26 protein-coding genes are annotated in these 24,631 nt (G+C 59.3%); 13 read left to right on the top strand and 13 right to left on the bottom strand.

Annotation, left to right across the window (positions count from 1 at the left end; all coding sequences use genetic code 11):
- Positions 1-2: 2 nt before the first annotated feature.
- From HNR46_RS18265 to HNR46_RS18245, 5 genes are all read right to left on the bottom strand, one after another.
- A complete protein-coding gene (locus tag HNR46_RS18265) occupies positions 3-1,424 on the bottom strand; it encodes an NAD(P)(+) transhydrogenase (Re/Si-specific) subunit beta (RefSeq protein ID WP_184021547.1) in 1,422 nt (473 codons plus the stop codon).
- The gene (locus tag HNR46_RS18260; protein ID WP_184021545.1) at positions 1,421-1,726 is read right to left on the bottom strand and encodes an NAD(P) transhydrogenase subunit alpha part 2; all 306 of its coding nucleotides are present in this window, start codon (positions 1,724-1,726) and stop codon (positions 1,421-1,423) included. Before HNR46_RS18260 ends, HNR46_RS18265 begins: the two co-directional genes overlap by 4 nt.
- Positions 1,727-1,745: 19 nt before the next feature.
- Positions 1,746-2,921 (bottom strand): NAD(P) transhydrogenase subunit alpha, encoded by a 1,176-nt coding sequence (locus HNR46_RS18255; RefSeq protein ID WP_184021542.1) that lies wholly within the window; start codon positions 2,919-2,921, stop codon positions 1,746-1,748.
- A gap of 125 nt (positions 2,922-3,046) precedes the next feature.
- The gene (locus tag HNR46_RS18250) at positions 3,047-3,382 is read right to left on the bottom strand and encodes a DUF2288 domain-containing protein (RefSeq protein WP_184021539.1); all 336 of its coding nucleotides are present in this window, start codon (positions 3,380-3,382) and stop codon (positions 3,047-3,049) included.
- A gap of 109 nt (positions 3,383-3,491) precedes the next feature.
- Positions 3,492-3,899 (bottom strand): cytochrome b562, encoded by a 408-nt coding sequence (locus HNR46_RS18245; protein WP_184021536.1) that lies wholly within the window; start codon positions 3,897-3,899, stop codon positions 3,492-3,494.
- A 157-nt stretch (positions 3,900-4,056) separates the two neighbouring features.
- Between HNR46_RS18245 and mutS the strand changes: the two genes are divergently transcribed.
- From mutS to HNR46_RS18215, 6 genes are all read left to right on the top strand, one after another.
- A complete protein-coding gene (gene mutS / locus HNR46_RS18240; protein ID WP_246418195.1) occupies positions 4,057-6,531 on the top strand; it encodes a DNA mismatch repair protein MutS in 2,475 nt (824 codons plus the stop codon).
- Between the two features lie 237 nt (positions 6,532-6,768).
- Positions 6,769-7,401, top strand: coding sequence for an RNA polymerase sigma factor (locus HNR46_RS18235; protein WP_184021533.1), 633 nt, complete (start codon positions 6,769-6,771; stop codon positions 7,399-7,401).
- Positions 7,382-7,945 carry an anti-sigma factor gene (locus HNR46_RS18230; RefSeq protein WP_184021530.1) on the top strand — a complete coding sequence of 188 codons (564 nt, stop codon included), beginning with the start codon at positions 7,382-7,384 and terminating at the stop codon, positions 7,943-7,945. The genes HNR46_RS18235 and HNR46_RS18230 overlap by 20 nt, the downstream gene beginning before the upstream one ends.
- Positions 7,942-8,439, top strand: a complete 498-nt coding sequence (locus tag HNR46_RS18225) for a hypothetical protein (RefSeq protein WP_184021527.1) — start codon at positions 7,942-7,944, stop codon at positions 8,437-8,439. Before HNR46_RS18230 ends, HNR46_RS18225 begins: the two co-directional genes overlap by 4 nt.
- 17 nt (positions 8,440-8,456) lie before the next feature.
- On the top strand, positions 8,457-9,155 hold the full coding sequence (locus HNR46_RS18220; RefSeq protein WP_184021524.1) for a DUF1573 domain-containing protein: 699 nt from the start codon (positions 8,457-8,459) through the stop codon (positions 9,153-9,155).
- Entirely contained in the window at positions 9,152-9,631 is a 480-nt protein-coding gene (locus tag HNR46_RS18215; protein WP_184021521.1) for a rhodanese-like domain-containing protein, read from the top strand. The genes HNR46_RS18220 and HNR46_RS18215 overlap by 4 nt, the downstream gene beginning before the upstream one ends.
- On the opposite strand, the gene HNR46_RS18210 is transcribed toward HNR46_RS18215, so the two are convergent.
- Complete coding sequence (locus tag HNR46_RS18210; protein WP_184021518.1) at positions 9,606-10,889, bottom strand: hypothetical protein; 1,284 nt, start codon at positions 10,887-10,889, stop codon at positions 9,606-9,608. The genes HNR46_RS18215 and HNR46_RS18210 overlap by 26 nt on opposite strands.
- Positions 10,890-11,000: 111 nt before the next feature.
- Here HNR46_RS18210 and cdaA point away from each other — a divergent pair, with 111 nt between their 5' ends.
- The 3 genes from cdaA (at position 11,001) to HNR46_RS18195 (ending at position 12,973) form a co-directional block, all read left to right on the top strand.
- Positions 11,001-11,870: a diadenylate cyclase CdaA gene (cdaA, locus tag HNR46_RS18205; protein WP_184021515.1), complete on the top strand. Its 870-nt coding sequence runs from the start codon at positions 11,001-11,003 to the stop codon at positions 11,868-11,870.
- Positions 11,871-11,960: 90 nt separating this feature from the next.
- On the top strand, positions 11,961-12,605 hold the full coding sequence (bioD, locus tag HNR46_RS18200) for a dethiobiotin synthase (RefSeq protein WP_184021512.1): 645 nt from the start codon (positions 11,961-11,963) through the stop codon (positions 12,603-12,605).
- Positions 12,602-12,973, top strand: coding sequence for a hypothetical protein (locus HNR46_RS18195; protein ID WP_184021509.1), 372 nt, complete (start codon positions 12,602-12,604; stop codon positions 12,971-12,973). Before bioD ends, HNR46_RS18195 begins: the two co-directional genes overlap by 4 nt.
- Before the next feature lie 19 nt (positions 12,974-12,992).
- On the opposite strand, the gene HNR46_RS18190 is transcribed toward HNR46_RS18195, so the two are convergent.
- The 5 genes from HNR46_RS18190 to HNR46_RS18170 form a co-directional block, all read right to left on the bottom strand.
- A complete protein-coding gene (locus HNR46_RS18190) occupies positions 12,993-13,436 on the bottom strand; it encodes a Dps family protein (protein ID WP_184021507.1) in 444 nt (147 codons plus the stop codon).
- A gap of 246 nt (positions 13,437-13,682) precedes the next feature.
- Positions 13,683-13,982 carry a hypothetical protein gene (locus HNR46_RS18185; protein ID WP_184021505.1) on the bottom strand — a complete coding sequence of 100 codons (300 nt, stop codon included), beginning with the start codon at positions 13,980-13,982 and terminating at the stop codon, positions 13,683-13,685.
- A 143-nt stretch (positions 13,983-14,125) separates the two neighbouring features.
- The gene (gene gmk, locus HNR46_RS18180; RefSeq protein ID WP_184021502.1) at positions 14,126-14,722 is read right to left on the bottom strand and encodes a guanylate kinase; all 597 of its coding nucleotides are present in this window, start codon (positions 14,720-14,722) and stop codon (positions 14,126-14,128) included.
- Positions 14,723-14,825: 103 nt separating this feature from the next.
- A complete protein-coding gene (locus HNR46_RS18175) occupies positions 14,826-16,937 on the bottom strand; it encodes a M3 family metallopeptidase (RefSeq protein WP_184021499.1) in 2,112 nt (703 codons plus the stop codon).
- A gap of 68 nt (positions 16,938-17,005) precedes the next feature.
- Entirely contained in the window at positions 17,006-17,566 is a 561-nt protein-coding gene (locus HNR46_RS18170; RefSeq protein ID WP_221285275.1) for a TFIIB-type zinc ribbon-containing protein, read from the bottom strand.
- 137 nt (positions 17,567-17,703) lie between these two features.
- Between HNR46_RS18170 and queA the strand changes: the two genes are divergently transcribed.
- Positions 17,704-18,702: a tRNA preQ1(34) S-adenosylmethionine ribosyltransferase-isomerase QueA gene (gene queA, locus HNR46_RS18165; protein WP_343076064.1), complete on the top strand. Its 999-nt coding sequence runs from the start codon at positions 17,704-17,706 to the stop codon at positions 18,700-18,702.
- 60 nt (positions 18,703-18,762) lie between these two features.
- On the opposite strand, the gene HNR46_RS18160 is transcribed toward queA, so the two are convergent.
- Together HNR46_RS18160 and HNR46_RS18155 are read right to left on the bottom strand one after the other, a co-directional pair.
- Positions 18,763-19,353: a diheme cytochrome c-553 gene (locus HNR46_RS18160; protein WP_184021491.1), complete on the bottom strand. Its 591-nt coding sequence runs from the start codon at positions 19,351-19,353 to the stop codon at positions 18,763-18,765.
- A 25-nt stretch (positions 19,354-19,378) separates the two neighbouring features.
- Positions 19,379-21,610 (bottom strand): hypothetical protein, encoded by a 2,232-nt coding sequence (locus HNR46_RS18155; RefSeq protein WP_221285274.1) that lies wholly within the window; start codon positions 21,608-21,610, stop codon positions 19,379-19,381.
- Between the two features lie 114 nt (positions 21,611-21,724).
- Here HNR46_RS18155 and HNR46_RS18150 point away from each other — a divergent pair, with 114 nt between their 5' ends.
- The 3 genes from HNR46_RS18150 to HNR46_RS21585 all read left to right on the top strand — a co-directional run.
- Positions 21,725-23,704 (top strand): PAS domain-containing sensor histidine kinase, encoded by a 1,980-nt coding sequence (locus HNR46_RS18150; protein ID WP_184021485.1) that lies wholly within the window; start codon positions 21,725-21,727, stop codon positions 23,702-23,704.
- Positions 23,705-23,713: 9 nt separating this feature from the next.
- Positions 23,714-24,328 carry a response regulator transcription factor gene (locus HNR46_RS18145; RefSeq protein WP_184021481.1) on the top strand — a complete coding sequence of 205 codons (615 nt, stop codon included), beginning with the start codon at positions 23,714-23,716 and terminating at the stop codon, positions 24,326-24,328.
- Positions 24,329-24,467: 139 nt separating this feature from the next.
- A partial coding sequence (locus HNR46_RS21585; RefSeq protein ID WP_184021479.1) for a helix-turn-helix domain-containing protein occupies positions 24,468-24,631 on the top strand: 164 nt, incomplete at its 3' end.

The following is a 24,631-nucleotide window of genomic DNA, read 5'->3' as shown; positions in this document are numbered from 1 at the left end:
TCCTAGTCCTTGAATTGGGTCACCAAGTCCGTGATCGTCTGCTTGGCATCGCCGTAGAGCATGCGGGTATTTTCCTTGAAAAACAAAGCGTTCTCGAGGCCGGAAAAGCCCGCACCCTTGCCCCGTTTCAGACAGTAAACGGTGCGGGCCTCATGGGCATGAATGATCGGCATGCCAAAGATCGGGCAGGCGGGATCGTTCAACGCGGCCGGATTCACCACGTCGTTGGCGCCGATCACGATAGCCACATCGACTGTCGGCATCACCGCGTTGACCGCATCCATCTCCTGTAGCTGCTCGTAGGGCACATCCGCTTCCGCCAGGAGCACATTCATGTGCCCAGGCATGCGGCCCGCGACGGGGTGAATGGCAAAGCGCACTTCCGCCCCATGATCTTCCAATAGGGCCGCCAATTCCTTGACCGCGTGTTGTGCCTGCGCCACGGCCATCCCGTAGCCTGGGATGAAGACCACACTCTGCGCCGCCTCCAACACATAATACGCGTCCTCGGTCGTTGCCGGTTTCATCTCTCCCTCGACCTCCCCTCCCCCCTGGGTGCTCGCACCAAAACCCCCGAACAACACGTTGCCCAATGTGCGATTCATCGCCTTGCACATGATCACCGTGAGAATGATTCCCGAGGCTCCAACCAGGCAGCCAGCCACCACCAACACGTTGTTAAGGATGATGAATCCCGCCAGGGCCGCCGCCACGCCCGACAGCGAATTCAACAGCGATATCACCACCGGCATGTCGCCTCCCCCGATAGGAATTGTCATCATCACCCCGATCCCCAGCGAGAGGCCGATCAAAATCAACCCAGCTCCCAGCGCGATGGGCCCGTCTCCTCCGGCCACCAGACCTCCTAAACAGGCCATGGCCACCGCCAACATCACCCCATTTACCACCTGCTGTCCGGCAAACAGCACTGGCTTGCCACCCAGCTTTCCGGAGAGCTTGCCGTAGGCCACCAAGCTTCCCGTGAAAGTGATGCCGCCGACCAGAATGGTCAGCCCGATCGCCACACACGCAAACCAGGCAGGCACGGCCACTCCACTCTGCGCCTTGAGGCCTTCCAAATAATGCACCCAACCTCCGTCCCGGAGTTTCACCCACTCTGCCCCTCCAACCAACAAACTCGCCAGTCCACCGAAGCCGTTGAACAACGCCACCATTTCCGGCATCCCGGTCATCGCTACCCGAGTCGCGGCAGCATACCCAATCGCACTTCCCAAGGCCATGCCCAGCATCACCATCCACCACTCCAGCCCCAGATAGAGGAGGGTGGCGACAATCGCGAGGGTCATGCCCACCGCCGAAAGCGCATTGCCCCGCCGCGCCGTCTCGGCCGAACCCAGCTTCTTGATCCCAAAAATGAACAGGATCGAAGAAATGATGTAGAGGAGATTGATCCATGCACTCATCCCTGAGGCCCTCCCTTCTCCTTCTTTTTGAACATCCCAAGCATGCGGTCCGTGACCACATATCCGCCCACCACATTGATCATCGCCAGCACCACGGCGACGAAACCGACGCCCTTGGCCAAAGCCGGCTCCCATTCCGAAAGCGCCAACAAGGCACCCACAATCGTGATTCCCGAAATCGCATTCGATCCCGACATCAGAGGCGTATGCAGCTGAGAGGGCACCTTCGAGATGAGCTCAAAGCCGAGGAAAATCGCCAACGTGAAGGCGAACAAAAGGAGGAGCAACGGGGCATAGTCCATGCATTCAGAGAGTTGAGGTTCAAGCTTGGGTGGAAAAAGCCGGATGGGGATTCACGAAGGCTCCCTCCCGAGTGAGCGTGGCGCCTTTCAAAATGGGGTCCTCGGGATCGTGCCGAAGGCACTTCGCCTCCCCGTCCCAGAAATGCTCGATGAAATGAGCCAAATTGTTCGCATACATCGCACTCGCGTCCCGAGCGACCCAGCACTCCAACCGACGGTGCCCCACAATACGGACACCATTTTCGGTCACCGTTTCCTCACCGATCACCGTCCCCTCCACATTGCCTCCGGTCTCCGCAGCGAGATCGACAATGATCGCTCCCGATCGCATTGATGCGACCACCTCACGCCCCACCAACAATGGCGCACGGCGGCCAAATAGCTTGGCAGTGCAGAGCACAATATCGCTCTCCGCACACACCTTGGCCTGACCCAGCCGTTGCTTTTCTACCTGGTCGGGAGTCAGCTCTCGAGCGTATCCTTGATCCGTCGATCCCGTTTCCCCGAGGTCGATCCGCAACGCCTTCGCCCCCAAGGATTCCGCCTGTTCCAGCGCTTCCGCACGGGTATCAAATGCCGTCACCCGGGCTCCGAGCCGTTTGGCCGTCGCGATCGCCTGAAGTCCGGCCACTCCAATCCCAATCACGAATACCTTGGCAGGAGAAATGGTCCCCGAAGGAGTCATCATCATCGGCAGGATCTTATTCATCCGACTGGCCGCCAACACCATGGCCACGTAACCTGCCAGGTTGGCTTGGGAGCTGATCGCATCCATCTTCTGGGCCAAGGTGGAACGCGGCATCAACTCCACCGAGATGCCCGTGATCCCACCCGCGACGAGTGCATCCAATCGGGCTTTTTCCGGAGTTTCCAAAGGGACCTCGCCCCCTCCCAGAGGCACGGAAAAGGGCGCGAGGAATCCCACCGCCATCGCCCCTCGCTTCATGAACCCGAGCAGCTCGGCCGGCGGAGGAGTCACCCACAACACGACATCCGCCACGGTCAGCCCCTCGAGCCGCTTCATGGGCTTCGCTCCCATCGCCTCATATTCGGCATCTGAAAAATCGGCCCCAGATCCCAAGCCGGGTTCAAAGGCCACGTCCAACCCCAAGCCTACCAGCTTGCGGGTTGATTCCGGGCTCAACCCGCAGCGGGTTTCCTCGTCGGCAACTTCGTTCAGAGCATAGAGCAGCATGACAGAGATCAAAGAGTTCCAGGAAGCGGGCATCCGCCACCGTGGGAACTCTGACCTCTCGTCCAGCGGGACTCAAGACGACAGGAATCGGCGCGAAGCGAAGCGCCGGAGATGCGCAATCGCCATCAGCCCACGCACGGCTGCATCAGCACAAATGGCGTCACCACCACCGCCGTGAACAATTCCTCCCCATCTTCCCATTGCGCCGCATGCAACTGACCGACCCGCACCAAATCCCCATTTCCCAGCCAGTTGGCGACCCGTGAGGTGTCGTCATCCGTGAACGCCTTGGCCACCTCTTCGAGATTCAGCTCCGGGTCCACCCACAGCAGCGCATCCCTCTGGAAATGAGGCCGCAAATAACTCCAGGCCACTTCGCCCGTGTACTTGGAAATCTTTTCGTCATCACTCTGACGGTCCTCGCCCAGGATGCCGTATTTCATCCGACCCTCGTCGCTCATGGGCCGAAGCTCCGCTGGAAGTCCTCCTCCGGAAAGTGAAAAGAGGAGGCGGAAGAATCTCCGCCTCCCCTCAGGGAAAATCGTTTCGGATGCGTGTCAGGGATGAAGATCACTCGTCCTCCATGAACTCACCGTGGCCCTTCTTCTTCGCATCCCGCAAGGAACCGATGAGTTCCTGAACCTTGTCTTTCTCCCCAGCGAGGAAGGCCGCCTCAATCTCACACATCGAGACAAGTGCTTGGGCAATCTGAGTGCGGTAAGCGGCCATGGCCTTTTCCTTACCCTCTGGATGTCCGCCCTTTTCCACCAGCTCAGGGGTTTCTCCAAAGGCTTTGAGCAAAGCGGCCTGGGCATCCCGCGCAAGCTGGGCACCCTCTGCCGCGTCGTCGGTGCGACGCATGGCCTTGTAAGCATCATTCAAGGACTCCATCGACTCACCCAACGGCGTGTCATCAGCGGAGGCGGGCATCACGGTGGCGAGCGCCACGGCCATCAACGGGAAGAGCAGCTTCTTCATACACCGGCAATACATGGCCCCTTCCGCAAGCCTGTCAACGAGTCCTCCACTCCACCCTCGATCCCCGCGTTTTCAAACCCTCGGCAAAGCCCCTCGACCCCCTCGTCCGTACCTTCGCCTCTTGGCGAAGCGGAAATCGCCGTTCATCCTCCCGCCGATGTCCGGCACGAAGCTCACTCCCATGATGGCGCAATATCAAAGCATGCGCCGCTCCCTGCCCGACGACGTCCTGCTCCTGTTTCGGCTTGGGGACTTCTACGAAATGTTCTTCGAGGACGCACAAAAGGCCGCCCCCATCCTCAATGTCGCCCTCACCCGGCGGAATTCGGTTCCCATGTGCGGCGTCCCCTACCACGCCGCCGACAACTACATCTCCCGCCTCGTCAAAGCCGGCAAACGTGTCGCCATCGCCGAGCAAACCACCGATCCCGTGCCCGGGAAAATCGTTGAGCGAGAGATCACCCGCATCATCTCTGCGGGCTCAGTCATCGAAGAACACCTCCTCGACGATTCCCGCCCGAACCACCTCGCGGCCGTGTTCTCCCTTGGAAAAAAAATCGGCCTCGCCTGCGTCGACCATACCACGGGCGCCTTCAGCGTTGCCGAGTTCGATACCCGCGGGGCGCTCCTCGACGAACTCGCCCGCCTGACTCCTTCCGAGCTGCTTTTCTCCGATGAACAGCACGAGCTCTTCGGCGATTTCAGAGCCGGCCAGCCCTACGACGCTTTCGCCTTCCTTCCCGAACCCGCTGGCCAGTTGCTGTGCGATCACTTCAGCGTCCACTCGCTTGATGGCTTCGGTTGCCACGGCCTTCATGCTGCGGTCGGTGCCGCCGGTGCCGTCCTCCACTACCTCATTCACCAACTTCGCCGCCCCTGCGACCACCTCCGCACTCTCAAAGTCCGCGAGGACGCCCGCACCGTCCTCATCGATGCTGCCTCGCAGGCCAACCTCGATCTGATCGACTCCCGTTCTGGCCGCAAACACACCCTGCTCGGAGTCCTCGACCGCACCAAAACCCCCATGGGTGCCCGACTCCTGCGCGATTGGATCCTCCACCCTCTGCGCGAACTCGAACCGCTCCTCGCTCGACAAGATTTCATCGCCGCCTTCCTCGCCGAACCCTTTCTCCACTCCAAAATCCGCGAATCTCTCACCGGCATCCGCGACGTCGAGCGCACCACCGTCCGCCTCTCCCAAGGGGCCGGCAACGCCCGCGACCTCCTCGCTCTCGCAACCTCTCTCGATCACATCCCCGCGCTCAAGGAGGACCTCATTTCCCTCGGCACGACGGGCCCCCTCGAGCACCTTCACGATTTCACCCAGCTCACCGAGCTCCTTTCCAGCGCCCTCTCCGACGAACCTCCCGCCCAAATCAAAGATGGCGGCATCATTCGCGATGGCCATAGCGCCGAGCTCGATGAACTCCGCTCCGCCTCGCGCGATGGCAAACACTGGATCGCCAAACTTCAAGAAGACGAACGCCGCCGCACCGGCATCGACACACTCAAGGTCAAATACAACAACGTCTTCGGCTACTTCATCGAAATCACCAGCGCCAAGCTCGCCTCCGCCACCATTCCCGACGACTACACCCGCAAACAAACCATGGCCAATGCCGAGCGCTTCATCACCCCCGCGCTCAAGGAAATGGAAAATAAGGTCCTCGGTGCCGAGGAGCGGGCCAAGCAGCTCGAATACGAACTCTTCCTTTCGCTTCGCCAGCAGGTCTGCACCCATCTCGATCCCCTCCAGGAAACCGCCGCCGCCATCGCCGAGATCGATGTCCTCGCCGGGCTCGCCGAAACCGCCCGCGCCCACAACCACTGCCGCCCTCTCCTCGAAGAAAGCCGCCGCCTCGAAATTCAAGACGGTCGCCACCCCGTCCTCGAACAAACCCTCGTCGACGAAAAATTCGTCCCCAACGACTCAACGTTCGAGCCCGAAGAATCTCTCGTCCAAATCCTTACCGGCCCCAACATGGCCGGCAAATCCACCTACATCCGTCAAGTCGCCCTCATCACCCTGATGGCTCAGATCGGAGCCTGCGTTCCCGCCGTCGCGGCCACTGTCGGACTCGTCGACCGCATCTTCTGCCGTGTCGGCGCCTCCGACGACCTCTCCCGCGGCCAATCCACCTTCATGGTCGAGATGAATGAAACCGCGCTCATCCTCAACCACGCCACCGACAAGAGCCTCGTCATCCTCGACGAAATCGGTCGCGGCACCGCCACCTTCGACGGTCTCTCGATTGCCTGGGCCGTCGCTGAGCACCTCCACGACACCATCGCCTGCCGCACCCTCTTCGCCACCCACTACCACGAGCTCACCGACCTCGCGGAAACCAAAACCTCGGTCGCCAATTTCAACGTCGCCGTCCGCGAGTGGAACGACGAAATCATCTTCCTGCGCAAGATCCTCCCCGGACCCGCCGACAAGAGCTACGGCATTCAGGTCGCCCGCCTCGCCGGCCTCCCCGCCCCCGTCATCGATCGCGCCCGCGACATCCTTAGCCACCTCGAAATGCACTCCGCCAAACCCGACGCCAAACAACGCGGTCCCAAGGCGAAGAACACCCGCCCTAAGGACATGCCCGAGCCCAATCCACCGCAGCTCGACCTGTTCGGCTAAACCGCGTGTTGAGAACGGGCCGTGGCTCCCGCCCAACTGCGGCCTGAGCCCCCCTTTCTCCTCCTCGAGAGGCCGGGCAGCCGGAGTGTCACGGCCCTCGGAACGGCGGATAGGAAGCACGCATCGGCTTCCCGCTTGCCCTCCCCAACCACCCACCCGATCACTTGGCCATTGGCATGTTCTTCCAGAACGGCCATGGTGCGGGCCACGAAAGGTGGGAAATCCACCGGATTTTCCATGAATCAATCCGAGCGAGCAGCGTCGAATGAGAACCCGGATGCCGGTGATGAGCCGGACGATCTACCATGGGTCCTGCGCGCACGGGATGGCGATGCAGAGGCCTATGACGAGCTGGTGACCCGGCATCGGGGACGGATTTTCGCCATGATTCGCCAAATGGTCAAAAACGACGCCGATGCCTGGGACCTCTCGCAAGAGGTCTTCATCAAGGCATGGCGCGCACTTCCCCGCTTCGAAGCAAAGGCGAAATTCTCAACCTGGCTTTATCGCATCGCTCACAATGCGGTGTACGACTGGGCACGCCGCAAACGCCCAGAAGCCGGTGGCGAACTGAATGATGAAATCTTCGGCGAAGAACGGATTGATCCTGCTTCGCTGACCACCCCTTCCAGCGAACGTCGGCCTGACGAATCCCTGGAAGGAGACGAACTTCGGGAAAAGATCGAGGCCGCCCTCGACAAACTTTCCCCGGAGCACCGCGAGGCTGTTCTGCTGAAAGATGTGAATGGCCTTTCGTATAAGGAAATTGCCGAAGTCATGGAATGCACTCTCGGCACGGTGATGAGCCGCCTGTTTTATGCCCGGAAGAAACTCCAATCGATTTTGAAAGATGAGTACGAAGCCCGATGACGAAACCCTCGCCCTGTGGATCGAGGACGAGTTGGACGAAGTCCAGTCCCGGGAAATCGACGCCTGGGCGAAAACCGAGCCTGAATGGTGGGCCCACCGCGAAGCCGCCCGTGAAAGCAAAGCGTGGTTTGCGAAAGCATCACCCCTGATTCAAGACGCCCCTTACGGCGAGTTCTTCAACGCCCGGATCCTTCGTGAAATCCAGCAAGAGGCCGGGGTTTCCTCACCGGCCACGGTCGCACCCGCGCCCTCGGTCCGGCGTCCCATCCATTGGTTGGTTCCTGCTACCGCAGCCGCCGGGATTGCCTTGGGATTCTGGGCGGGTCGTGGCTCCAGCCCGACACCCGACCTTCCAGCGCCTCCCATGGCCGCCCTCACCCCCGTGATCTACACTCCGGAATCGGGAGTCGACGCCGAGTGGGTGGCGGTAGAAAACGCCACGGTCATCATCCTCGATGGGGTGAGCGCCATCCCCGACAGCTGGGAGCTACCGGAAACGGCCGTCCGCGACCAACCCTTGCTCCCCATCGCCCACGCGCCATGACGCGAAGACTTCTTCTGGGACTAAGCCTCGCCTGGATCGCATCGGTTTTGCCGGTGTCGGCCAAGGACGCCGGTCGCGATGTGGTCGGCCGTGCAAAGGTGGAAGTCTACTTCGCCACCAATGGCGACCCCGCCGAAGCCGGTGCCCGGGTGGTGCCCGCACCCGAAGAGGTGGTCCGCCGGTTCCAGGCCCAAAAGGCACTCCATTTCTCGCATTACCGACGCCTCGGGGGAGACGTGAAACCGATCTACCGCAGCTACGAGAACTGGGCAGAGCCGATTGCGGGCAGCGATGAGATTTTGTGTCGCTTTGAGGTCCAATCCCGCCTCCCCGAGAAGGGGCTCCGACTCGATCTTGAGTTGTGGTTGAGCCGCAAAAAGATTCTCAAATCGGGAGTCGTGCTCGGCCCCTCCAAACCCGTCTACGTGCTGGGTCCTGAATGGCGTGGCGGCCGGTTGATCATCGCCGTCGAGCTTGTCCCCGCGGCATCTTGATGCATAGTGCCCGCATCATGAAGGCAGGCCTCCCATTCCTTTTCTCTCTCCTGTTCGCGGCCGTCGCCCAGGCAGGTGGCCTCACCTTCGAGTCGGCTTCGCAGGAAGCCACTGCGGAGCTGGAACAAACCGAGGTCATCGTCGACTTCCCTTTCTCCAACGAGAGCGACACGGCCGTAACCATTCAGCGCTACGAGGCGGCCTGCTCCTGCACCTCGGTGAAGGTCAAAGGCGGAAAGATGCGCTACGAACCGGGAGAAAAGGGCCTGATTCGCACCGTCTTCGATCTCGGAACCTTTGTCGGAGATACCAGCAAATCGATTCAATTGTGGGTTGATGACGATCCGGCCACTCGGCCCTCGGTCGTTCTGCAGGCGAAGATTCATATTCCCGTCCTCGTCAGCCTCGAGCCCAAGACACTGCGCTGGGAGCCCAATGATGCCCTTTCCCCCAAGACCATCACCGTGACCATGAGCCATTCCGAGCCCATCCACGTCTCCAAAGTGGCTTGCGGGAATGAAAGCTTCCACACTCAGATCAAAACCATCGAGGACGGCAAACTTTACGAAATCGAGGTCACTCCGGTTTCCACGGAGAAACCCGCCCTCGGAATCATTTCGATCGAGACCGACTGCAAAGTGGCTCGACATGCCACCCAGCGGGCCTTTGCCATGATCCGCAAAATGCCTCAGCTGCCGACGAAGAGCGGTTCATGAGAGTCACTCACGAGATGTTCGCGATCCTCGCGGCGGTCGTGATCGCCGGGGGAGGCCACTGGCTAGCCGACGGGAAACCGAGCGGCATTCCCGCCATCGAAATGGAGCAAACCCCTCTCGCCGAGGGTGAAATCGCCTTGGAAACGCTCCAAAACGAAGGCCGCGAGGGTGTGCTTTTCGTCGATGCCCGTCGCGAGTCCGAATGGCGCTCCGATGGACTGCCTGGATCAATCCATCTGACGACCCTGAGTGATCAGCCCCTCGCCGACCAATTGATTCCCCACTTCGAGGAACTGCTCCAGGCCCGCCGAATCGTGGTCTATTGTGGCGACATTCATTGCGGCCTCAGTCATGAACTCGCAGAGGCCCTGAAAACCTACCCCGATCTGCTCGGGGGCGAAGTTTCCGTGCTTCACGGTGGAGTCGTCGCCCTCAAGCAAGCCGGATGGATCAAGGAGACCAATCCAGGCTCTTGAGATCTGGCACCCAGAGGTAGGGGTGCTCCGGATCATCCGTGTTGTTCCACTGAAGAAGAATCGTTGCTGGGATGCGTCGCCCCCAACGGAAACGTGAAGGCACCGCATCTCGGGCCCGCAATTCCTCATCGGACAGCTCCTCCGACAACTTGGAATGGACGCTGCAATAGGCGCGAGCAATCTCCGCCCCACCATCGGCGGTTAGAAGCTTGAAAGTGAACTTGTCGTCGGAATTCGGCACACCCTTCTCGAACACTCTTGGCATCGGCTCAATGACTGCGCGGAAAGCCTGAGGCATCGGCGTCTCTTGCGGCTCCGCTGCAAATGCCGCCAGTCGCTCCCCCAACAGATCCAAGACCGGCTGGATGAGCACTTTGGGCTCCTGCTGACCCCGAGTCCGCACCATCAAGAGCATCTGCCGCAGTGGAGCGTCTCCTTGAAAAGTGACCAGGAAAGGGAAGTCAATGAAGCCCTCCACCTCGTTCCGGTTCGGCGGCAATTCCCGCAGTGTCACGATCTCAGGAAAAGGGCCCGCCGCCACAGTCGACTCCAATTCCTGCGCGGGAAGTGCTGGCTCGATCATTTCCAGCCGCTGCCCCAACGAGGTGGCTTTCAGGAAAGATGTCGCCTGCCGCTTGGCGGCCTGCATTTCATTCAAAGTCGGCGGCTCGGGCCTCGGCGGCCCTGCGGATGCGGCCGGGGCAGGAGTCCCTGCACTCGCCGGAGACAAAGCATTCGGATCCGGGCGCGCACCCTCACCTGGAAAATTGGCAGGCGGAGTTTCGGATGTTTCCAATGAAGGCAACGTCAGTGCTGCCCACTGCCGATCTCGCCGAGCCTTCAACACCAGAATCACAACCGCCGCACCTGCAATGAAGAGCAACAACGGCACCCCAATTCTCAACAGAACATTCATGCCGCCACGCTCCGCAGAAGGACGTCGCGAACTCCGACGGGGCGCCGCCGACTGGGTGCTGCGCTGAAAATCTTCCATCGATCGAGCCTCAATCGAACGCGGTCGATCTTGCACCATCTGGCGCGGTGCCAAACTGCGCGGGGAAACCCCCGTCGGAGCACCTGTTGGAGCCGGGCATGGGGGAGCGTGAAGGACCGGGATCGGTTCGACCGGCGAAACCTTGGGGGCTTCAATCTCCGCCGAGCAGATGGGGCAGGGACCACGAACTCCCGCCATAGCTGCGGGCACCGTGAGCACCGATTGACAATTCGGGCAAGGAAAGCGGAGGAGATCAGCAGACATGGTAGGGGTGGGAAAAGGTTCTACCCAAGGAGACCTTTGGCGTCAACGCCCCCCGCTCCCGCGGGATATCAGGTGACAGCCACGGGCATCCGGTTCTATCCTCCGCCGTCCATGCTTTGGGATTTCGTCAGTCAGCATTGGAGGCACGCGATCGAGATTCTCGTGCTGACCTTCTTGATCTATCAGGTCTACCGAGCTTTCCGCGCGACCCGGGGCGCGCGAATTCTCGTCGGTCTTGTGGTCATCCTGGTGGTCTTCACCGGACTTTTGCAGCTCTTCAAGTTTCAGGTGATCACCTGGCTCGTCACGAAGGCCCTGTTCGTCCTGTTGGTGGCACTGCCGGTGATTTTCCAGCCGGAGATCCGCACCGCGCTTGCGCGCGTGGGGAGCAGTCGATGGCTTGACTGGTTGCTGCGCAACGAGCGCCGCCAGGTAGCATTCCTCGGCATTCTCGGCGAAGCCGTTGTGTCACTCTCGAAAAAGCGCGTCGGGGCTCTCTTTGCCATCGAGCGCAACATTTCCCTCAAACCCCAGCAGGACACCGGGGTCACCATCAATGCCATCTTTTCGCCCGAACTGGCCCAATCACTCTTCTATCCAAAGAGTCCCCTGCACGATGGAGCTCTGATCCTCGCCGAAGAGCGCATCCAGGCGGCTGCCTGTGTTCTGCCCGTGAGCCAGAAGGAGTTGAGCGACCGTTCCATCGGTCTCCGCCACCGTGCCGCCATCGGACTCACCGAGGAAACCGACTCGGTCTGTGTGGTCGTCAGCGAAGAAACTGGCGCGATATCCATTTGCATGGACGGACAGATCGAGAGAGGTCTGTCGGTGGAGAAATTCCAGGAACGAATGGAAGAAATCTTCCTGGGCAAATCGAAGGAACATGAGAAAGGCGTTTCGCAGGAATCTGGGTCCGAAGCTGATCTCGCTGATTCTGGCGATCGCGATCTGGATGGTGATCCGGGCGCAACTGATCGCTGACGGCGTGTGGGAGGACGAAATCGGCAATGAGCCCCCCAAGCGGGCGATTATTGTGCCGGAAGACGAAGCTCGAGCCTACGATACCCCCCAATGAGCTGGTTCATTACTGGAACGGATACGGGCGTCGGCAAAACTTGGTTTGCCCGGCTGCTGGTCACCACCTTGCGTGAGCAAGGCATCGCTGCCGCAGGATACAAGCCGGTCGCCTGTGGGGACCGCGACGATGCGCTGGCCTTGGCGGAAGCTTCTGGCGGGCTCGCCGTCGACGAAGTCAACCCGATCTACCTGAAAGCCGCAGTTGCGCCGAAAATCGCAGCCATGCTGGATGACTCACGCATCAATCCTGGCGCCATCCTCGCGGATCTGAAGCAATTTGAAAAACGCTTCGACCACGTCGTCGTGGAAGGCGCGGGCGGCTGGCGGGTTCCTCTCGCCGACGACTATGACATGGCCGATCTCGCCACCGACATCGCCCATCCAGTGATCGTGGTCGTTGCGAACCGGCTCGGGGCTCTGAATCACACCATCCTCACCGTGGAGGACATTCGCGCCAGCGGATTGGAAGTAGCAGGTCTGGTGCTCAACCATCTTCAGGACGAACTCGACACGGCGGCCATCACCAACAAAGGAGTCATTGAGGAACTCGTGGATGCGCCCATCCTCGCTGAAATCATTCACGGGCAGGACTTCCTCGACCTCAAGCCCTTCCTCACCTCGGCCGTGAGTCCTCAATGAGCTGGTGGAATCGGTCCGTCTACGAGCAAGACACCGAGCTTGCGGCCGATTTGTCCTACCCACCCACGGCAAGTCCGGGGAAGCAGATCCTTCTGGGCCTGCTTCTCCCTTGCTTGATCGGAGTCTTCGCTTTTCGCGGATGGCAAAATGAGGAAATCATCTGGTTTGGAGAACACCAACCCGATTGGGTTCGTGGCGCGCCCGCCCGCTGGATCGCCCTCGGCTATGGAGGTGCCGCCCTGTTTTGCCACTTCCGCTGGCTTTGGGGAGCCCGGGGCTTTTACCGCATCTTTGAGCTAGGAACGATTCTGGCCTTATTGATGATCCTCGGCGGATGCGGAACGGGCATGGTGAAGTGCTTCCTCTGACCCCACGACTCTGCAAATTTCATTTTAGGAAGCTCTTCAGCATCCAGATCGTCTTTTGGTGGAGCGTGATGCGTCCCACCATCAAATCTTCGCTCTCCGGATCGTGGATTTCCCCCGCGAAATCTCGGGCCGCTGCCGCATCGTTCACCAACTTCTCATTGGCTTCCAGCAAGGCTGCCACATAGGCCTCCTGACTCAACGGGGCCTTAAATTCTTTCAACCCCGCCTCTTCGGCCAAATTCCCCAAACCGCCCACCGCGTATGCCCCAATTGCCCGAATTCGTTCGGCAATTTCGTCGATCGCCGTGAACAATTCTTCGTATTGGGCCTGAAAGGCCGTGTGGAGGGCGAAGAAACCGGGACCTTCGACATTCCAGTGAGCGGAATGGGTCAATGCCATCAGGGCATAAGAATCCGCGAGAACCTGATTGAGCCGATCGGCCAATGGAGATGCATCTGACATAAGTTTGAAGAGTTGAGGATTTCGATGCGATGAAACGCCGTTCCCATCCAAGCTTCATCCGCCACGATGTCAATCGACGGGCATGGAACTTCCCGGCACCGAAAACAACAGAACGCTCGATTCCCACGTAAACCCCTTCGAAATCATCCGCTCGATCGGTTCCCCCAGACGGAACCAGAATCGAAGCGAACAACTCGGTGAGAATCGAGCGTCTGTCCTCCCTGCGACCTCTTGAATGCCCTGCCGTCACCTGAACCCTGGCGGTAGCATCCTTCGGCGTTGGAAAATGGTGTGCGCTCCGAAGTACCACAGCACCACCACCGAGGTGAGCGGAGCACTCACGAAACAGCCGGAACTCTCAGAGGAACCCGGAGCAAGCTTCGTTCGCTCGCGAATTCCCCCGCTCCGTGTGGCACTTCTCTCCGATGGAGGTCGGCTCGCCCCTTGGCGGTAGGGAACCTGCATGGTCGCGAGAGTCACCCCCAGCACCACCACCCCAATCCAAGATCCGTACCCGGTGAGGCGCGTCGATCCGATCGGTTTCATGGCGAGGCAAGGGAGGGACAAAGGGCCGAAGGCTCTCCCTGAAGAGAGAGTGGAGGCACCTCCAGCCGACGTCCCGAGCTTGTCAGCGCAGGGAGAATCACGCTACGCGAAGCCCGGATTCAACTCCGCATATTCTGCTTTTTTCAAGGAACCAAGGTCCGCGTCACTCGCAACCGTTCGCCCAAAAGAAGCGCCTTGAAGCGTGTGTAATCCTCCTCATGAGTCGCCGATACCAAGCGGTATTGGTACTCTTGCCAGTGAGCCATTTCCTCGATCGCATTGCGCAACCGCAGGGCGATCACCTCCTCACTGTCGGTCGCACGCCCTTTCAGGCGAGCCGCCAACTCCTCCTCATCGGGCGGCATCACAAACAGATCCACCAGAGCACGACGAATCAACGGATCCTCACTGGCCCGCACCTGAGCCGCGCCTTGAACGTCGATATCCATCACCACGTCGACACCCGACTTCAGGCGCCCGATGACCTCGCTTTTCAGCGTCCCATAATGGTTCCCGTGGACCTCAGCATGCTCCAGATACTCCCCAGCCTCAATTCGCCGGGAAAAAGTCTCGCGATCCAAGAAATGGTATTCGCGGCCATGCGATTCCCCCTGGCGAGGCTGGCGGGTCGTGCAAGAAACGGAGAACTCCGCCTCACCCTCAGCTGCCAGCCGACGGCAAAGCGTGGACTTCCCGGAACCCGATGGGCCGGACACGAGGTAGAGCACTCCGATGCGCATGCGCGAAACCTGAGAAGCCCAGCAGGGCGCGGCAAGTGAAAGCGATTCGGTTCCTCCGCACGAGGCTCGCTCTCCGCGGAGGAAACCGAATCCCCGCAGAGTTTCAAGCGACCATGGGCACGCCGAGGCCGGAACGAATCAGCAGGGGTTCCAACTCCGGATCCCGACCCATGAATCGACGATAAAGTTCGTCGACCGGAGCCGAATTGCCCTTCGAAAGAATGTGCTCGCGGAATTCGCGGCCCACTTTTTCCGAAATCACCCCATCGCCTTGGAAACGGGTAAATGCATCAGCATCCAGCACCTCCGCCCACTTATAAGAGTAGTACCCCGAGGCATACCCGGTCGGCGATCCAAACAAATGCCCAAAGCGCCGAGCCATACTCGGAGTCGGCGTTCCAAGCGGCGCTTTGTAACCCTCTAGAATCTCAGCATCGACTTCATCAAGATCCCGGCCGGCATAGCGCTCAAGATGCAAGTGCAGCTCCAGATCCAACTTGCCGAAGGCCAACTGGCGCATGAAACCCGAGGCACTCATGTAGTTGCGAGCGGCCAGCATGCGGTCGAAAAGCTCCTCAGGAATAGGCTGACCCGACTCGAAGTGACGGGCGAAAAGATCCAATGAGGCTCGATCCCAGCAGAAGTTCTCCATGATCTGCGAAGGCAGCTCAACAAAGTCCCACGGCACGCTGGTTCCCGCCAACGACCGCACCGGAACATCGCTAAGCAAACCGTGAAGCAGGTGACCAAATTCGTGAAAAATGGTTTCTACCTCCTGGTGGGTCAGCAGGGCCGGCTTGCCGTCCACAGGCGGACTCATGTTCCCGATGATCAATCCCAGATGCGGTTTGCGCTCAGTCCCCTCCGCCGGTGGCAAGCCAGTCTCAATGGAGTTCATCCATGCTCCGCCCCGCTTCGACTCACGAGGATGCCAATCCGCATAAAAGGACCCCAAGTGCTCACCGTTTTCGGCGTCGTGAAGATCGTAAAATTTCACCTCAGGATGCCAGACCTCGATGGCATCGCTCTCGGCCGGACGTGCTCCATGTTCGAAATAGGCTGCCTCTTTCTCCTCAATTCGGATGCCGAACAACCTTGAGCACAGCTCGAACATTCCCGCCATCACGCGGTCCACCGGGAAGTACGGGCGCAACGCCTCATCATCGAGGTCGTATTCTTCCTTGCGGCGCTTCTCCGCCCAGTAGGCGGTTTCCCAAGGTTGCAGGGGGGTCTCCGGTTCACCGGTTTTCGCTGCTTTGTAGGCCACCAATTCCTGGCACTCGCCCTCGAAGGGCGCGGCCACCCGCTCATGCAGATCTACCACGAACTTAAGCGCGGTTTCCCCGTTTCGGGCCATCCGGCGCAGCAAGGTCAGATCTGAGAAATGCGCATAGCCCAACAATTGAGCCTTCTTCTGGCGCAGCTCGAGAATCTTCCAAATCAACGGGGTGTTATCGAACTCACCCGTCGCAGCCACTCCCACCGATGCCTCCCAGACCTGCCGGCGAATCCCGTCGTCCTCGACGTGTTGCATCACCGGAAACATCGAAGGAAACTGCAGAGTAAATCGCCAAGCTGGCTTTTCCTCCGTGGCCAAACCCTTGGCCTTCGCATTCGCCAAGGCAGCCGCCTTCGCCGAGCCCGGAAGTCCCGTCAGCTTGGCTTCATCATCGACCACCAGTTCCCAGGCATTTGTCGAATCGAGCACGTTCTCAGAATACTTCTTCGTCAACTTCGACAACTCAGCCTGAATCGCTGCAATCTGCTCCTTCTCCTCATCGGGAAGATTCGCACCCGCCTGGGTGAAATCCTGCATCGTCTCCTCGACAAAGCGTTGGCGCACAGGATCGAGCAGATCCACTGCAGCGGACTCACCAAAGGCATGCAGGATCGACCACAGCTTCGCATTCAGTGGGATCGAAGAATAGAACTCCGAGACTTCCGGCAACATCGCATTCAACGCCGCTCGCTGCTCGGGGGAATCACACACCGAATCGAGGTGATTCAGGCGGCCCCAACCGCGATCGAGAAGATCCGTCGCCTCCTCCAAAGCTCCAAAAGTCGAATCGTAGTCCGCCGTTGCAGGGTCCTGCTCAGCGATTTTCTGAATGCGTGCTCGGGCCACATCGAGTGCGTGTCGGATGTCCGGTTCAACAGCAGTGGCCACCAGCGTGGACCAACGGACATGGAAGGCGTCAGCGAGAAATGGATGCATGAATGTTTCCTAGGGCATCCACCCCGGAGTGCAAGGGGGGACCTGATGAGACCCACCCGGGAAATCCCTCATCCCCGGGCTGCCTGCTTCTTCTCCAAACCATGAATTTGCCCCTTCAGAGCCGTACGCTCCCGAAGGTACCGATGGCGGATCCCGCGAAACTCCTTCGCCTTGAGTCGAATCCCATGGCACAAGAAATGAACCACCAACAGGATCGCTCCCGCCAACACTCCACCCAGCAACATCGCTCCACCTCCCGCCTGAAATCCCACACTCAAAGATAAGGCCACAAGAAGCAATCCCGCAACCAGTGGACCCAGAACCGTTCGCGAATCGGGCTCGATCAGGTGCCCCTGCTTGGTCTTGATCGACACGGCTTCCCGGTACCTTTCCCAGTTCTGATCCAGCTCCACAAGTTGGTTGGAAAGGCGCCTTAACTTCATCTCCCGCTCCAACGACCGCTGATTCCCGAGCATCTCCTCAAGGACCTTGGTGTACGTCACCGATGGATCATGCACCACCTCCAGTCGTGAAGAACAGTACTTACAGGTCACAAACCTCACGGAATCATCGACTTTCAAGTCCGCTCCGCAGTTCTGACAAACGAGGGAATGCAGCTGTACCGGCATCAGTCCACCATCAAACGCAAGAAAGCGATGGCTGGCAGCTCGAAACTTCCCCCAAATTCGTAACCATGATCGCACGCATTTTCATGCGCTTTTCCATTTCTCCACGCCATCCATCCGGCTAGACCGCCCGCATGGCTCTGACGACAAGGGATTTCCACTACGATCTTCCGGACGAATTGATCGCCTCCCGGCCCCTCGCTGACCGGTCCGCATCCCGTATGATGGTCATCCATCGAGAAACCGGCCAAATCGAGCACCGCCAGTTCCTCGACTTGCCCAGCTACCTTCGAGCCGATGACCTCCTTGTCCTCAACGACACCCGCGTCATTCCCGCCCGAGTCTTTTCTGATGACGGCAAAATTGAACTGCTGTGTCTCGATCGGCTGTCACCCACGGAGTGGCGCTGCCTAGTTCGCCCAGGAAAGAAGATGCGCATCGGGCGCACTTTGACCGTGGGCGGCACGCTCGGCACCGTAGCAGAAACCTATGACAATGGTGATCGGCTCATCGTCTGGGATGGGTCGATCGACCTCGATCAACACGGCCACCTCGCCCTCCCCCACTACATGGGCCGCGATGACGAAAGCTCAGATCGGGAGCGCTATCAAACCGTCTACGCCCGGGAGGAAGGAGCCATTGCCGCACCCACCGCTGGGCTCCATTTCACCCCGGAAATGCTCGCCTGCATCGACCACGCTTTCCTGACCCTTCACGTCGGAGTGGGCACTTTCCGACCCGTCAGTGCCGAGCGACCGGAGGAGCACATCATGCACTCGGAGCGATACATGCTAACCCAGGAGACCGCGGGCCGAGTCAACCGTGCTGGGCGAGTCATCGCCGTGGGAACCACCGTCACCCGTGTCCTCGAACACCTTGGAAGATCCCGACACGACGAAACACCACCTGGGCGCATCGACCTTCAAGACCACCGCGGAGAAACCGATATCTTCATCTATCCACCCTATCGCTTCCGCGCCGTCGATGCGCTTCTGACCAATTTCCACCTCCCCGAGAGCACCCTCATCATGCTGGTCAGCGCCCTCGCCGGGCGCGACCTGGTACTCAAGGCCTATCGCGAAGCCGTTCAACAGCGCTACCGTTTCTACAGCTACGGTGACTGCATGTTGGTTCTTTGACTCCAACGATAGGCCCAGTTCCTTCCCTTCAGCTCTCAAGCCGCACGAACCGAGGGGTGGTCACTTGGCGGCCGTCGCTGGCGGGAGGGGATCGGGCACCGCATTTCTCACCGCGGGGAGACTCATCAGATAGGCGTAAATGGCTTGCAGGTCCTCTTTCTTAGCCTCGGCCAGAGGTTGCCATGGCATCGGTGGCAGAATGGGCCGACCCACTCCCCGATGGCGCCCGGTGCGAAACGCCTGGATGAACTCCTCCTCACTCCAGGATCCAATTCCGGTCTCTCGATCCGGCGTCAGGTTCGCGGAAAAAGTCACCCCCCAAGGACCGGTCCATGCCGTCATCCCGGCCGTGGCAGCTCCCCAGGGGTTGCTGGGATCCGCATCAGGGACCTGCAGAATGATGTCCGAGGGATGACCCGCAAACCGCCGAGCCGGATCGTCGGCAGGACCTTGAGGCGTCATCATTTTCGGCGTGTGGCAATCCGCACACCCACCCAGCTTCACTAGGTATTCGCCATGGAGAAGCCGCGTCTGCGAGGTGGTGGAGGAAACGGGACTGACTTGGGACTGGCCTCGCAGGAGAGCCCAGCCCACGACTCCCAGCGCAAGCGCTGCGAGGATCGATAGTGTGGTGTGTTTTAGGGTCATCATGGACATAGTAGAAGAGATGGCAGTGTCAGCGGATGGTGTCCTCCGTAGGCGCAAACCGCGGAGTGACTGCTGGCCAAGAAAGAACCGCAGTTTCAAGGTCTCCCCAAACTGAGCGATTACCGCTGGAAAGGCGACCAGTCGATGGAATGAAGGATAGAGGCTGCCCCAACAAGAAGGGGGCAGCGTCAAGACTCAGGTGCTGCTCGCGCACCATCTCGTGAACCGCACCATTGCTATCCCTCCAACGCTCGGTCTCCGTGAATCGCCCCGACGCCTGAAGTCCGAACCATAGCGTACTTCCTCCCTGTACCAAAAGGGCTCCTTGATTGAAGATTCTCTGGTCAACCACTCCCCACTCTCCCTGACCCGCATCCTCTGAAAGAAGAGTGGATCCTCCCGACCACGACAATGACGAGCTCTCACTGGTGACCCAAGTTCCACCCGCTGAGATGGTTCCCGTGCAATCGGCCATGTTTGAAAACACCACAGGAAGGTACTGCGGCTCCATTTCCGGCATCCCGCGCGAGCCATGAATGTCTCCTCGAAACTTTACCTGCAGATTCATGGACGCCCCCAAAGAACCTTCGCCGTGGACCGAATACTCGAAGGGCACTTGCCATTCGGAGATCGGCACCTTATTACTAAATACTTCGTAGTCCTTCGCCATCTCCACCTGAATCTCCCCAACTGGCGGATGATCGGGAATTCGGATCACGATGCCATCCAGTGGATCCCAACGAAGCACGCTCATCGTTTGGCCACCCCAGGTCACCTTCCGACGCGTGCTCCCAGGATCTGGTCCAAAGTCACCTTCGATGAGATACTTGCTGAATGGCTCTGCATCGCTGCGCGCCTCGGCCAAAACCCGCATGATCGATGGCACCAGAATGTGACCGGGTTGGCTGGGGTGATGATACCAAAGCAGCTTGGCATTCGGACGCTCCTGTTTTTGAAATGGAGGACTCGGATCGACGTCGTATCCAAACAAGGCCATCCATCCCTGGACCGTCCCCAGCGCGAATGAGCGCTCCTTCGGCATCGATATCGGCGGTTCCGCATTCGTCCCCAAGAGGCGATCGAAAATCTTGAGACAGGGCGTGCCGCTGTCGGGCCCCGAAAGCCAATCCCAGCTGACATAAGTTCCCACCCCCGCCGCCAAAAATGCCTCTCCAAGATCGGGATGCCCGCCGCAGCATGCATCAATCATCACCACGGAATGAGGGGCAAACCGCATCCGGCTCCGAATAAATTTACTGGTGATGCCGTAGTAGGGAAGTTCCTGGTTTTTGTCGATTGCCAACATCAACTCACCGCTTTCCCGCATCTCACCGTATACCGGATGGGTGATACCGGTCAGTTCACGGGTGATGATTCCGATTCCCTCGCTGCCATCCTCCTTCTTATAGGAACAACCGTGCGCGTGCCAAAACAACACCCCTAGTGGATTGCCAGGCCCCGACCATTGCATCACTTGCTGGACCGTCGTGGAGGGAAAATCCGTGCTGTCGTATCCCCGGCTCTGCAGCCAGCCGCACAAAGTGGGTGCCGAATTGGGAAAGGTACTCTCAAGAGAAAAGGCTGTGATTGCTCGGCGCGTGCCCGGCAAACTCCCCACCGCGACCGATTTTCCCCTCCGCCCGGCCGCAGGAGTCGGCACACCTTCCGCCAAGGGCGCGAGCCGTTGGGGTGCATCGTACCCACGCGCATCGTTCATCAGCACACAGAAATCTCCATCCTTGAAGCGAACCGTGATGTCTCCAGCCACCGGCGAAAGTTCGGCTGAATCGATCTCAGGCATCCCCTCCGCCCATTCCACCAACTGATCGACGTATTCGGCAGGCGACAGCTCCGAGGCACCGCGCATCTGCACCGCTGCTTCCTGGAGGAAGGCAATCTTCATTCCTTCTGCGATGGGCGCCCCGTATCTCACGGTCACCAGATCGGAATCGTCCAACTCGGTATCAGGAAGATCATCGTCGGTGGACACCACCACCCGGGCGAATCCCCGCTCGCTGCTTCGCGGGAGACGAAAAGTCACCCGGCCCGCACGGGTTCCCGTCGGAGATGCCATCATCTTCCTCCAAGAGCCGGAGGATAGATCATCCGTATACTCTAGGGACGCATGCCGAGTCCCTGCAGGAAACTCAGTCGTCACCTCAAAGCGGCCAAGCGAGTCCACCCGGCACTGGGGTTCGGCCAAAGCCACCGCGAGGCAAGCAATGGGGCAAAAAGAAAGAAGCAATGGAAGCCGTTTCATGAAGATCAAAATTTCGGTCGGCATGCCTGCCAGATCTCCCCCGCACCATCAATGGGCCGAAAGACCCATCTCCCGCTCCTTTCCAAACGCCAACGATTCAGGCATATCCCAGCCATGCATCCACCTGCCGGCGCCTCTCGCAATTCCCTCGTCTTCCGGGATGAATGGTTTCGCCTGATGTTCGAGCGCAGCGCCGATGCCATGACTCTGATCGACCCGTCCACCGGTCAGTTCGTCGATTGCAATCGGGCATCCGCCTTGGCCCTCGGGGCAACCGACCCAGCACAAGTCTTTGGCCTGAGCCCGGTCGATGTCGCTCCAGAATTCCAATCCGATGGAAGAACCTCGGCAGAGGTGGCCAGAGAAGCCACCGAACTCACCCTACGCCATGGTAGCCATCGATTCGAATGGCTGATGAAGCGGGTCGATGGTCAGCTGACGCGCGTCGACATTGTCGCCACGCAGCTTTCCCTCGGCGACCACAGCTTGATTCTCACGACCACGCGAAACATCGAACAAAGCAAGCGCATCGAAGAAGACCTCCGTGTCTCCGAATCGCGCTGGGGACGCCTTTTCGAGCAAGCACCCCTCAGCATCCAGATCTTCGCTCCCGAAGGCACCAGTCGACGCGAAAATGCGGCCTTCCGGGAGTTGTTCGCCGAGGTGATTCCCGATCTCGATGAATTCAACATTCGCACCGATCCACAATTGCTTGAAGCCGGATTGAGTCCGTACATCGAGCGTGCCTTCTCTGGGGAAGTCGTCAGCATCCCACCGATTCCCTTCGAGATGCGCATCGGAGAAGGGCGCCTTGCCAAGGGAGTTCGATGGATTGGTTCAACGATGTTTCCCGTCGTGGACCCAGAATCGGGGCAGCTCATCGAGGTCGTCTGCGTCCATGAAGACACGACCAATCGCAAACAAGCCGAAGAAGAAATCCAGGAACTGAATCAACACCTCGAACAGCGCATCGCCGAGCGCACTCGTGAGCTTCGCGAATCAGAAGAGAAATTTCGGAACCTTTTCGAGCAATCCCGGCAGGGCGTCATGCTTCACGACGAAAATGCGAACTTCGCTGAGGTCAATCCTGCCGCTGCAGCTCTCTTCGGACTCGCCAAAGAAGACTTCGCCGGAAGGCATCCTGCCGAATTCGCCGCCGAGTACCAACCCAGCGGTGAAAGATCTGATGAGATGGCCCAAAGGGAAATCCTAAGATGCCTCACCGAAGGAACCGCGCGATTCGAATGGACCCATCTCCACTCACAGGGTCACGAAGTCGCATTGGATGTCGTGCTCAGCCGCATCCCCAATGGCGAGAAGAGCCTGATGCAGGCAGTCGTCACCGACATTTCGCAACGCAAGCGCGCGGAGGAGGAACTCAAGCGGTCTTTAGAACGAGAACGAGAACTGAACCAGCTGAAGAGCAATTTCGTTTCGATGGTCTCGCATGAGTTCCGAACACCTCTTGGTATCATCCAATCCTCTGCGGAGATCCTGAACGACTACCTCGAGCAACTCGATCCGATCGAACGACAAGATCAACTCCGGTCGATCACCAAGAATTCTCGTCGCATGGCCCGCCTGATGGAAGATGTCCTGTTGCTCGGCCGACTCGACTCGGGAAAGATGGAATTTCTCCCTCGCCCACTCGATCTGGAGGGCCTTTGTCGGAGCCTGGTCGACGAAGTCGCATCCACCACGGAAGGACGCTGTCCCATCGAGTTCTCCACCCAAACGAGACCTGACCATGCTCAGGCGGATGAACGCTTGCTGAGACATATTCTGCTCAATCTCTTGAATAACGCCGTGAAGTACTCACCTCCCGGTCAACGGGTCACCTTCAACGCATGCGCGACTTCCGAAGCCTGGGTCTTTTCCATCAGCGATCGAGGAATCGGGATTCCCAAAAGCGATTTGCCGGTTCTTTTCGAGGCGTTTCGTCGCGGATCAAATGTCGGTCAAACTCCGGGCACCGGACTCGGTCTCGTCATCGTCAAGCAGAGCGTCGAACTCCATGGTGGCACTCTGGCAATTGATAGCCGTGAGGGTGAAGGTACGACCTTCACCGTTTCAATTCCTTTCCCTGCGCACTGAATGCTCACCATGAAAAAGATTCTCATCATCGAAGATGAACCGGAGATGCGCCGCAACCTCGCGACCATCCTACGCCTCGAGAAGTATCAACCCCTCGTCGCCGAAAACGGTCTTACCGGGATCGAAGCGGCGCGGACAGAAGAACCGGATCTGATCCTATGCGACGTGATGATGCCCGAACTGGACGGCTACGGTGTCTTGCGCGCCTTGCGCTCCGAATCTGCCACGCGCGCCACGCCGTTCATCTTTCTCACCGCCAAGGGGGAAAAACCTGATATTCGTTCCGGGATGAACCTGGGTGCCGATGACTATCTTACCAAGCCGGTTCCCAAAGTCGAACTCCTCGCCGCCATCACCTCCCGCCTTCAGCGAGCTGTAGATCGTACCTTCGTTCCCGATTTTGGCTCAGCCGCTCCGCTGGAGCGAGCCTTTGATCTCACTCCGCGAGTCGCGGAAACTCTCCTATGGTTGGCTCAGGGAAAAACCAATGGGGACATTGCCACCATTCTTCAGATCAGTGAGAGCACGGTCAAAAAGCATGTGCTTGAGATCTTTGCGGCCCTGCAGGTGGAGACCCGCACCGCCGCCTGTTTGGCGGCGGTGGAAGCCCTCGCTCGGAAATAGACCCTTTGCCAAAAGTCTTTTCCGAAAAGGGTGAGGAAAGACTTGTACGACTGTTTGAAATGGACGACCCTGCGGGATCGGCCGTTCCCGACAGCTTCCGAATGCTGAAACCTGCTCGCTCGAAGAGCTTGAGCTGGCGATGAGGTGCTGCCCTGACGGCAAGTCATCCCGGCGTCTCAACGCCATGCACTTGCTGATGATCGGCGTTAGCTACGAGCACGTCCTGCGCAACAGTTGTGTGAGCGAGCGTGCTCTCCGGCTCTGGATCTCGCGCTTCAATGAGATGGGGATCGACGGCCTGAC

The sequence above is a fragment of the Haloferula luteola genome (genome assembly GCF_014201715.1).
Classification (GTDB): Bacteria; Verrucomicrobiota; Verrucomicrobiia; order Verrucomicrobiales; family Akkermansiaceae; genus Haloferula; species Haloferula luteola.
This window is presented reverse-complemented; position numbering and strand designations above follow the sequence as displayed.

What these genes read in the sequence shown, in the direction of transcription:
- HNR46_RS18145 (WP_184021481.1), top strand. Translation starts at nt 23,714, where the DNA reads ATGAAAAAGATTCTCATCATCGAAGATGAACCGGAGATGCGCCGCAAC.
- HNR46_RS18150 (WP_184021485.1), top strand. Translation starts at nt 21,725, where the DNA reads ATGCATCCACCTGCCGGCGCCTCTCGCAATTCCCTCGTCTTCCGGGAT.
- HNR46_RS18175 (WP_184021499.1), bottom strand. Translation starts at nt 16,937, where the DNA reads ATGCATCCATTTCTCGCTGACGCCTTCCATGTCCGTTGGTCCACGCTG.
- HNR46_RS18210 (WP_184021518.1), bottom strand. Translation starts at nt 10,889, where the DNA reads ATGTCTGCTGATCTCCTCCGCTTTCCTTGCCCGAATTGTCAATCGGTG.
- HNR46_RS18225 (WP_184021527.1), top strand. Translation starts at nt 7,942, where the DNA reads ATGACGCGAAGACTTCTTCTGGGACTAAGCCTCGCCTGGATCGCATCG.
- mutS (WP_246418195.1), top strand. Translation starts at nt 4,057, where the DNA reads ATGTCCGGCACGAAGCTCACTCCCATGATGGCGCAATATCAAAGCATG.
- HNR46_RS18195 (WP_184021509.1), top strand. Translation starts at nt 12,602, where the DNA reads ATGAGCTGGTGGAATCGGTCCGTCTACGAGCAAGACACCGAGCTTGCG.
- HNR46_RS18170 (WP_221285275.1), bottom strand. Translation starts at nt 17,566, where the DNA reads ATGCCGGTACAGCTGCATTCCCTCGTTTGTCAGAACTGCGGAGCGGAC.
- HNR46_RS18160 (WP_184021491.1), bottom strand. Translation starts at nt 19,353, where the DNA reads ATGATGACCCTAAAACACACCACACTATCGATCCTCGCAGCGCTTGCG.
- HNR46_RS18190 (WP_184021507.1), bottom strand. Translation starts at nt 13,436, where the DNA reads ATGTCAGATGCATCTCCATTGGCCGATCGGCTCAATCAGGTTCTCGCG.
- HNR46_RS18260 (WP_184021545.1), bottom strand. Translation starts at nt 1,726, where the DNA reads ATGGACTATGCCCCGTTGCTCCTCCTTTTGTTCGCCTTCACGTTGGCG.
- HNR46_RS18255 (WP_184021542.1), bottom strand. Translation starts at nt 2,921, where the DNA reads ATGCTGCTCTATGCTCTGAACGAAGTTGCCGACGAGGAAACCCGCTGC.
- HNR46_RS18220 (WP_184021524.1), top strand. Translation starts at nt 8,457, where the DNA reads ATGAAGGCAGGCCTCCCATTCCTTTTCTCTCTCCTGTTCGCGGCCGTC.
- HNR46_RS18155 (WP_221285274.1), bottom strand. Translation starts at nt 21,610, where the DNA reads ATGAAACGGCTTCCATTGCTTCTTTCTTTTTGCCCCATTGCTTGCCTC.
- HNR46_RS18215 (WP_184021521.1), top strand. Translation starts at nt 9,152, where the DNA reads ATGAGAGTCACTCACGAGATGTTCGCGATCCTCGCGGCGGTCGTGATC.
- HNR46_RS18185 (WP_184021505.1), bottom strand. Translation starts at nt 13,982, where the DNA reads ATGAAACCGATCGGATCGACGCGCCTCACCGGGTACGGATCTTGGATT.
- HNR46_RS18235 (WP_184021533.1), top strand. Translation starts at nt 6,769, where the DNA reads ATGAATCAATCCGAGCGAGCAGCGTCGAATGAGAACCCGGATGCCGGT.
- bioD (WP_184021512.1), top strand. Translation starts at nt 11,961, where the DNA reads ATGAGCTGGTTCATTACTGGAACGGATACGGGCGTCGGCAAAACTTGG.
- gmk (WP_184021502.1), bottom strand. Translation starts at nt 14,722, where the DNA reads ATGCGCATCGGAGTGCTCTACCTCGTGTCCGGCCCATCGGGTTCCGGG.
- HNR46_RS18245 (WP_184021536.1), bottom strand. Translation starts at nt 3,899, where the DNA reads ATGAAGAAGCTGCTCTTCCCGTTGATGGCCGTGGCGCTCGCCACCGTG.
- HNR46_RS18265 (WP_184021547.1), bottom strand. Translation starts at nt 1,424, where the DNA reads ATGAGTGCATGGATCAATCTCCTCTACATCATTTCTTCGATCCTGTTC.
- cdaA (WP_184021515.1), top strand. Translation starts at nt 11,001, where the DNA reads ATGCTTTGGGATTTCGTCAGTCAGCATTGGAGGCACGCGATCGAGATT.
- HNR46_RS18230 (WP_184021530.1), top strand. Translation starts at nt 7,382, where the DNA reads ATGAGTACGAAGCCCGATGACGAAACCCTCGCCCTGTGGATCGAGGAC.
- HNR46_RS18250 (WP_184021539.1), bottom strand. Translation starts at nt 3,382, where the DNA reads ATGAGCGACGAGGGTCGGATGAAATACGGCATCCTGGGCGAGGACCGT.